6 protein-coding genes and 1 pseudogene are annotated in these 6,966 nt (G+C 60.4%); 1 reads left to right on the forward strand and 6 read right to left on the reverse strand.

The window, feature by feature from the left end:
• Window positions 1-559: RNA polymerase sigma factor (locus ACILRC_RS14985; protein WP_395670174.1), on the reverse strand; the 559-nt coding region annotated here is incomplete at its 3' end.
• Between the two features lie 687 nt (window positions 560-1,246).
• Between ACILRC_RS14985 and ACILRC_RS14990 the strand changes: the two genes are divergently transcribed.
• A complete protein-coding gene (locus ACILRC_RS14990) occupies window positions 1,247-4,240 on the forward strand; it encodes a cation-translocating P-type ATPase (RefSeq protein WP_395670175.1) in 2,994 nt (997 codons plus the stop codon).
• A gap of 107 nt (window positions 4,241-4,347) precedes the next feature.
• Here the strand turns inward: ACILRC_RS14990 and ACILRC_RS14995 are convergent, their stop codons facing one another.
• The 5 genes and pseudogenes from ACILRC_RS14995 to ACILRC_RS15015 all read right to left on the reverse strand — a co-directional run.
• On the reverse strand, window positions 4,348-4,695 hold the full coding sequence (locus ACILRC_RS14995) for a hypothetical protein (protein WP_395670176.1): 348 nt from the start codon (window positions 4,693-4,695) through the stop codon (window positions 4,348-4,350).
• Window positions 4,688-5,008 carry a hypothetical protein gene (locus tag ACILRC_RS15000; RefSeq protein ID WP_395670177.1) on the reverse strand — a complete coding sequence of 107 codons (321 nt, stop codon included), beginning with the start codon at window positions 5,006-5,008 and terminating at the stop codon, window positions 4,688-4,690. The genes ACILRC_RS14995 and ACILRC_RS15000 overlap by 8 nt, the downstream gene beginning before the upstream one ends.
• 452 nt (window positions 5,009-5,460) lie before the next feature.
• The gene (gene ssb, locus ACILRC_RS15005; RefSeq protein WP_395670178.1) at window positions 5,461-5,958 is read right to left on the reverse strand and encodes a single-stranded DNA-binding protein; all 498 of its coding nucleotides are present in this window, start codon (window positions 5,956-5,958) and stop codon (window positions 5,461-5,463) included.
• A 100-nt stretch (window positions 5,959-6,058) separates the two neighbouring features.
• Entirely contained in the window at window positions 6,059-6,808 is a 750-nt protein-coding gene (locus ACILRC_RS15010; protein WP_395670179.1) for an SDR family oxidoreductase, read from the reverse strand.
• A 27-nt stretch (window positions 6,809-6,835) separates the two neighbouring features.
• Window positions 6,836-6,966: pseudogene (locus ACILRC_RS15015) on the reverse strand (single-stranded DNA-binding protein); the annotation flags it as partial.

Consider the following 6,966-nt stretch of genomic DNA (forward strand, 5'->3'; position numbering starts at 1 on the left):
TCATCAGGCCCCTGCGCACCCAGGATTTGACTGAGCCAATGGGCGCCCCCATTTGCGCCGATATCTCAGAATGCGACAGACCCTGGTAGTACGCCAGCGCAAGACTCTGGCGCGGGCCTGATTCCAGTTCTGCGATGCATTGGCTGATCTGCAACGAGGTCGCAGCTTCTTCCAAAAGATTGAGCGCGCTGGGCGAACTGTGTTCCATCCAATCTTGCGGCTCATCCGATTCGTAATCCCACTGGGGCAGCTCCACCTCCTTGCGGCGCCCACGCGTTCGTAATACATCGAGTGACTTGTTTCGAACAATGGCAATCAACCATGACATCGCCGAGAAATTCCGGCCTTCGACCATATTGGTGTAGCTGCTTGCGTGCTTCCAGACGCTGACATACGTTTCTTGCAGAACATCCTCCGCCGACTGACGATCCTTTAAAAGCAGTATAGCAACGCCAAACAAGTGGGCGCTGGTGCGCTGATACAAAATGGCAAAACTAGAGTTATCGCCTTCTGCAGCATTTCGAATGAGGACGTCCAACGGCAGGTCATTTGTGCCCATACAATGCCCTTTCGCTGCAACTTGTCGGTGTGGCGACTTGGATTTCGTGCTTCTCTGGATGCTGAGTTGAACCGTTCACTTGATATATTTTTTTCGAGTTACGTTTCATCGATTCACTGCCTCGGATACTTGCAACAAAGTTGCTTTGCTAGTTTGGTTTTTATTTATTCGATTGCCAGCCCCCCTGTTATTTTTTCTTTGCTTAGCTTGCTAGCAAGTTAATCTGAATTTTCTGAATACCATTTGAGGTTTTCAAATTTGCGCGCAGCCGCACTGCACAAACGAATCAGACCTTATGCATGGGTCAACCTGTTGTCTGGCGCGGCGAATTGTTTTTGCATTCAATTTCACGCATGCACCGCTTTGTCGCGCATTGAACAAAGAAGGCTGGTTGCCAAATGCGGCCGCTGCAAGTTGATATCCATATCAACTTGATCCCTTCAGGGATGAATACTCAATCTGAACCCATAAGCAGTGACCTCACTCCGCCCCCATTGAAATCAGTGGCAGGGCAGCTGGCTTCGAGAGGCCGGCAATTCTTGGTTAACGCTGACCTGTGTGCAGGACAACGCCCTTGAACCAAAAGCTAGGGCGGCACTCCGCGAGTCCGCTTTGGCGCTAGCGCTTTACCTCGAGGACCGTTCGCTGTCGCACTGACCGAGGCAGATCGGTGCTGCAAGGTATGGGATGCGAAAAATCAAGTGCATCGGGCTGCTGCGTTACCTGGTCCCACGACTGGCAGTGGAACCGAGATACCCTGGCAAACATCGGATAAATGGCACCGCGAGGTCGCCACGAATAGGCGTCACGTCCGACGCTGCAGTCGACTTGCCTGGTAGGGATGCCTCCCAGGTCGCCAACAAACTCGACGTTGACCTGGAAACGGGAATATCTGCCCAAGAGGCAGCGCGACGGCTCGCCGCGATGGGATCCAACGAGCTACAGGCCGCAATCAAAACGGCGATGTGGCGTCGCGGTCTCGCGCAGTTCCAAGACCCGCTGGTCTACTTGTTGATGGTGGCCATAGCTGTTGCGCTGGTCGCCTGGTTCATCGAGGGCCGAGAGGGTTTGCCGTTGGACGCTGTTGTCATTGCTGTCGTCGTGATGCTGAATGCGGCGCTTGGATACCTGCAGGAGGCCAAGGCCGAAAGCGCGGTAGCAGCACTGGCAAAGATGACCGCTGTCACATCCGCCGTGTGGCGGGGTGGTGAGCGCTTGCGCGTGCCCAGTGCCGAGCTGGTGCGCGGGGATGTCTTGTTGCTCAGCGAAGGCGACGCCGTCGGCGCAGACGCGCGGCTGTTCAAGGCCACGTCGCTGCGCGTGCAAGAGGCTTCGCTTACCGGTGAAAGCGAAGCAGTGCCTAAGGAGACATCAACCCTATTGGCACCGACCGCGCTAGGCGAGCGCGTCAACATGGTTTTTAAAGGCACGTCCGTCGTACAAGGTTGCGGTAGTGCCATCGTCATCGCCACTGGCATGGCCACGCAAATCGGTCACATTGCCCACTTGCTGGGAACCACTGTGGAGCAGCCGACGCCCTTGCAGCAGGAGGTTGCGCGCCTTGGGCGCATCCTGGGCCTGGGCGTAGTGGCCATCGCTTTCGTGGTGGTGGTCACCATCCTGCTGTTGTCCGACATCCACGGTGTCGGCGACGCTGTTCCTGCCCTTTTGCTCGGTGTTTCGCTAGCGGTGGCTGCGGTACCAGAGGGACTGCCGGCAATCCTCTCTCTGGTGCTTGCGCTTGGCGTACAACGTATGGCCAAGCATCGCGCCATCGTCAAGAAGCTGTCGTCGGTCGAGACGCTCGGCTCTGCGACAGTCATCGCCTCCGACAAGACAGGAACGCTTACACGTGCGCAGATGACGATCGAACGCGTTGTCACCCTCTCGGGCTGCACTCGCGTCACCGGCGTGGGCTATGGGCCAGAGGGCCGTGTGGAGTACGAAGGTTCCGATCTGTCCCCTGGTGCCTTGCGGTACGAGCAAATCGTCACCCTCAGCGGTGGCAGCCTCGCGGGCAACGCCGAGTTGCACCAAGGCGAAGCCGGCGCGTGGGAAGTCCATGGTGACCCGACCGACGCAGCATTCCTGGTGGCGGAACGCAAGCTCGGTGTCACCGAGCGGCGCAAGCGGCGCTTTCAGCGCATCGGCGAGATTCCATTCACCACCCAGCGCAAGCTGATGTCAACACTGGAGATGGATCACGAGCACGGCGATCATGTCGTGCTCGTCACCAAGGGGGCTCCAGGCGCATTGCTTGAGCGCTGCCTACTGGCGCGCCGGGGCCTAGAGGTTGTCGAACTTGATGCTGCGATGCGTACACGTTTGCTCGTCGAAGTCGACGCCTTGGCTGATGCCGCGCTGCGCACACTGGCGGTGGCCTACCGACCGCTCAAAGATGGGGAGGACCGGCAAGCGGGCGAATCGTTGGAATACGGTCTGGTCTTTGCCGGCATCGTCGGCATGATCGATCCGCCCCGCGAGGAGGCAGCCACTGCCATCAGTCAAGCACGGCGTGCCGGCATCCGCGTGATCATGATCACCGGCGACCATCCGCGAACCGCAGTTCGTATTGCAGCGGACCTAGGCATTGTTGAGGGCCAGACTGATGTGTTGACCGGCATCGACATAGAAGGCATGGATGACGTGCGCTTTGCCAAGGCAGTGCGCATGACCTCGGTTTTTGCCCGCGTGATGCCCGCCCACAAACTGCGCATCGTCGCAGCACTTCAGGCTGACGGCAACGTCGTGGCAATGACCGGCGACGGCATCAATGACGCGCCTGCCCTCAAGGCCGCGGACATTGGGATTGCGATGGGTATCACTGGCACGCAAGTGTCCAAGGAAGCGGCCAAGATGATCTTGGCCGATGACAACTTTGCCACCATTGTTGAGGCGGTGCGCGAAGGGCGCAGTGTGTTTGACAACATTCGCAAGTTCCTGCGCTTCTTGCTGTCTTCGAATTTAGGTGAGGTGCTAACGGTTTTCTTCGGGGTTGTCGGAGCCGGACTGCTGGGACTCAAGATCGGTGACAACGGCGCTGTGACACTACCCATCCTGGCCACACAACTTTTGTGGATCAATCTCGTCACTGACTTGGGGCCAGCGATGGCACTGGGCGTTGACCCGCCGGTGGGTGAGATGATGGACAAGAAGCCACGTCGTTCGACCGATCGCCTGATTGACACCCGCATGTGGCTCGACATGGTCGAGGTCGGCCTTGTTGTCGCAGTGGCCACGCTCTTGACCATCGACCTCTATTTGCCTGGCGGACTGATCGAGGGCAAACAGAACCTCGCCAACGCCCGCACGGCCGGTTTCAACGTACTGGTCTTCGCCAGCTTATTCGTTTCACTCATCTCACGCTCAGACAACACCAGCGCCTTGCGCCAGCTGTTCGCCAATGTTTGGCTATGGGCCGCGATCGCCGTATCGGCGCTGCTTCAGGTAGCAGTTGTTCACATTCCGTTCCTGAATACGGCCTTCGGCACGGCGCCTCTATCCGACGAACAATGGCTGGTGTGCGTCGCGATGGCCAGCAGCGTGCTGTGGCTAAGCGAGCTGCGCAAGTGGGGCTATCGGCTGTGGGCCGGGCGTCACCCAGCCAAAACAAGCAATCCAATGCCGCCCGTTGGCGCCGGCGGCGAGATGCTGTCGCCCCATCATGGCAAAAAATCGTAGCGCAGCGATGCGATGCCTCCAACGAAGTACGCCCTGCGGCCTTCGGGCCGCACCCAAGCTGCCGCACCGGCCCTGTCAGAGTGATTCCTTGCGGCAGCGTGGTGACATCACACCAGCACGGCCTCGACTGGCCGCCTTAGCGAGCGTGGCATGGTCGGGCCGCGTCCGAAACGCACAACAAGGTCTGGACGTTGACCGCTGAGGCCCATGGCAGCGGAGAAAGACGGGCGCAATGCCGCCACTTCGACCGGCTGGTTGAGGAAGGCGTTGCGAATCCCCAAGGCAACGGCCTGCAGCCCAAAGCGCTCGTAACAGCGCCCCACGTCCACCCAATGCGCCTTGTCTGCAGCATGGCCCACGAAGAGGGCAATGCCTGCGCAACTGCGCAACGGCTGCGCCACCTTGTCGTTCTCTCCCTTGGCAGTCAAGAGCCAGCGAAATGCCAAGTCACCCATCCAGGAGGGAATGTTCGGTTTGCCTGCGCACACGCTGTAGCGCCCGTCGCGCGTGCGCCAGCTCGTCGATGAACACGGGCTTGCCGTCGTAGTACCCGCGTGTGCATTGTCGAACCGGGATCGCGGTGAACAATGGCCTAGCCACTGCGATAGTGGGTTCCAGCGCCAGATGCACCGCGTTGTCGGCGGCATTGAACAGCACCAAGCCCTTCAATCCATGGGAAAGCGCGGCTTGTACCAAGTTTTCGGTAGCGCAGCCCAGTGAGACGAACAGATGATGATCGTCCGGGTCCACTGCGGGGCAACGCCGCACCAGGTCGGGCAGGACGGTGATTGACCGACCGTCGGTGCTGATGGCGAACTGCCAGCACTGCGTGTTGTGGCTCGACGGCGCCAGCGTGGCCCAGCGAACCAGTTCCCGGCCGAGCGCTGCGCCTTGGAGATTCGCTGCGGCGCCTAACTGCCAGGTGCGCTAACGGTCAACCACACGCTGGGCGCCGATCAGCTGCATGGCAATCCGGTAATCGCGCTCTATGAATGGCCGCCGTTTGCAGACTTTCTTGCCGCAACGATGGGCAAGGCGGCGAGCTGGCGTACCGAACCAACCTGCGTAGCGCAGACGACCCCAATTACGACGGCGTGGCTACGCTGCTACGCGGCGAGGACCCTTTGGTTGGCACCACCGGCATTTGGATGGTCGTTGTCTTGCCGACTTCAATAACGCTACCCTTGCCTACCGGGGAAGTTATGCAGACCGCTTACTAACTAGAACGGAATGTCGTCGTCCATATCGTCAAAGCCACTGGCCGGGCGCGCCGCCGCTGGCCGTGCTACGGGCGAAGGGGCTGCTGCGCGCGCACCCGCTGGTGCGCTAGGACGGCGCATGGGCGCTGGTGCCTCCTCACCGTCTTGCGGTGCGCCCATGCCCTCGCGGTTGCCCAGCAGTTGCAGTTCGGTCGCCACAATATCGACCGTGTTCTTCTCAACGCCCGAGGGGTCGGTGTATTTGCCGTACTTGAGTCGGCCTTCTACATAAATGGGGCGGCCCTTCTTCACATATTCACCCGCAATCTCCGCCAAGCGGTCGTAAAAGGTGACCCGGTGCCACTGGGTGTCTTCCACCATTTCGCCCGTGTTCTTGTCTTTGCGCCGGCTGCTGGTGGCTACGCTGACGTTGGCCACCGCTTGGCCCGAGGCCAGATAACGAATCTCCGGGTCACGCCCGCAGTTCCCCACCAAAATGACTTTGTTCACCGATGCCATAGCGTGCTCCTCAAGTTACGCAATTATCCCGGCTTTGCTGGGCTGCCGCGCCCCAACAAATCGCAAGTCAGCACACTGGCCCCTGGGTCACTCCAAGGCATCAACCCCGGCCCACATAAGGCATGTTGGTAGCCATCACCGTGGTGAACAGGATGTTCGCCGACAGCGGCAGACGCGCCATCGTCAAAAAGGTCTCAACCACCGCGGACATGTCCATGCGCGGCTCGGGCCGGATGCTGAGGTCGGCCTGGTGCACGCCCTGCGCCATCTTCAAGGTCATGTCGGACGCCACATTGCCAATGTCGATCTGGCCCACTGCAATGTTGTAGGGCCGACCGTCCAGCGACGCGGCGCGGGTCAGGCCGGAGATGGCGTGCTTGGTTGCGGTGTAGGCGATCGAACCCGGGCGCGGAACATGCGCGGAAATCGAGCCGTTGTTGATGATGCGGCCGCCTTGCGGGCTTTGCTCCTGCATCAGCTTGAAGGCCTGCGACAGCGTGTAAAACGCACCGTTGAGGTTGGTGTCCACCATGCGGCGCCACGCCTCGCCCGTCACATCGCCAGGCAGGGTGTAGGGCAAGGAGATGCCTGCGTTGTTGAAGACCAGGTCCAGTCGGCCGAAGCGATCGCGTATCTCGGCAAACACGGCAAGGACCTCGGGCTCCTTCGACACATCCGCCGGGATCGCATAGGCTTGGGGCGCATGGTCACCAGCCTGGGCTACTACGGCGGCGAGCGCGTCCGCTCGGCGGCCAACCATAACCACCTGCCAACCCTCTTGCAGCAATGCAAGGGCGCAGGCTTTGCCGATACCCGAGCTGGCACCGGTGACGAGGGCGATAGGGCGCATGGCGTGGCTTTCACAGGGGTGTTCGGGTCAAAACGGAATGTCGTCGTCCATATCGTCAAAGCCACTGGCCGGGCGCGCCGCCGCTGGCCGTGCTACGGGCGAAGGGGCTGCTGCGCGCGCACCCGCTGGTGCGCTAGGACGGCGCATGGGCGCTGGTG

The organism is Rhodoferax sp. (genome assembly GCF_044236835.1).
In the GTDB taxonomy this organism is placed as follows: domain Bacteria; phylum Pseudomonadota; class Gammaproteobacteria; order Burkholderiales; family Burkholderiaceae_C; genus Allorhodoferax.

Excerpts from the sequence above, each read along its gene's own strand:
- ACILRC_RS14990 (WP_395670175.1), top strand. The coding sequence starts at position 1,247 with ATGCGAAAAATCAAGTGCATCGGGCTGCTGCGTTACCTGGTCCCACGA.
- ACILRC_RS14995 (WP_395670176.1), bottom strand. The coding sequence starts at position 4,695 with ATGGGTGACTTGGCATTTCGCTGGCTCTTGACTGCCAAGGGAGAGAAC.
- ssb (WP_395670178.1), bottom strand. The coding sequence starts at position 5,958 with ATGGCATCGGTGAACAAAGTCATTTTGGTGGGGAACTGCGGGCGTGAC.
- ACILRC_RS15010 (WP_395670179.1), bottom strand. The coding sequence starts at position 6,808 with ATGCGCCCTATCGCCCTCGTCACCGGTGCCAGCTCGGGTATCGGCAAA.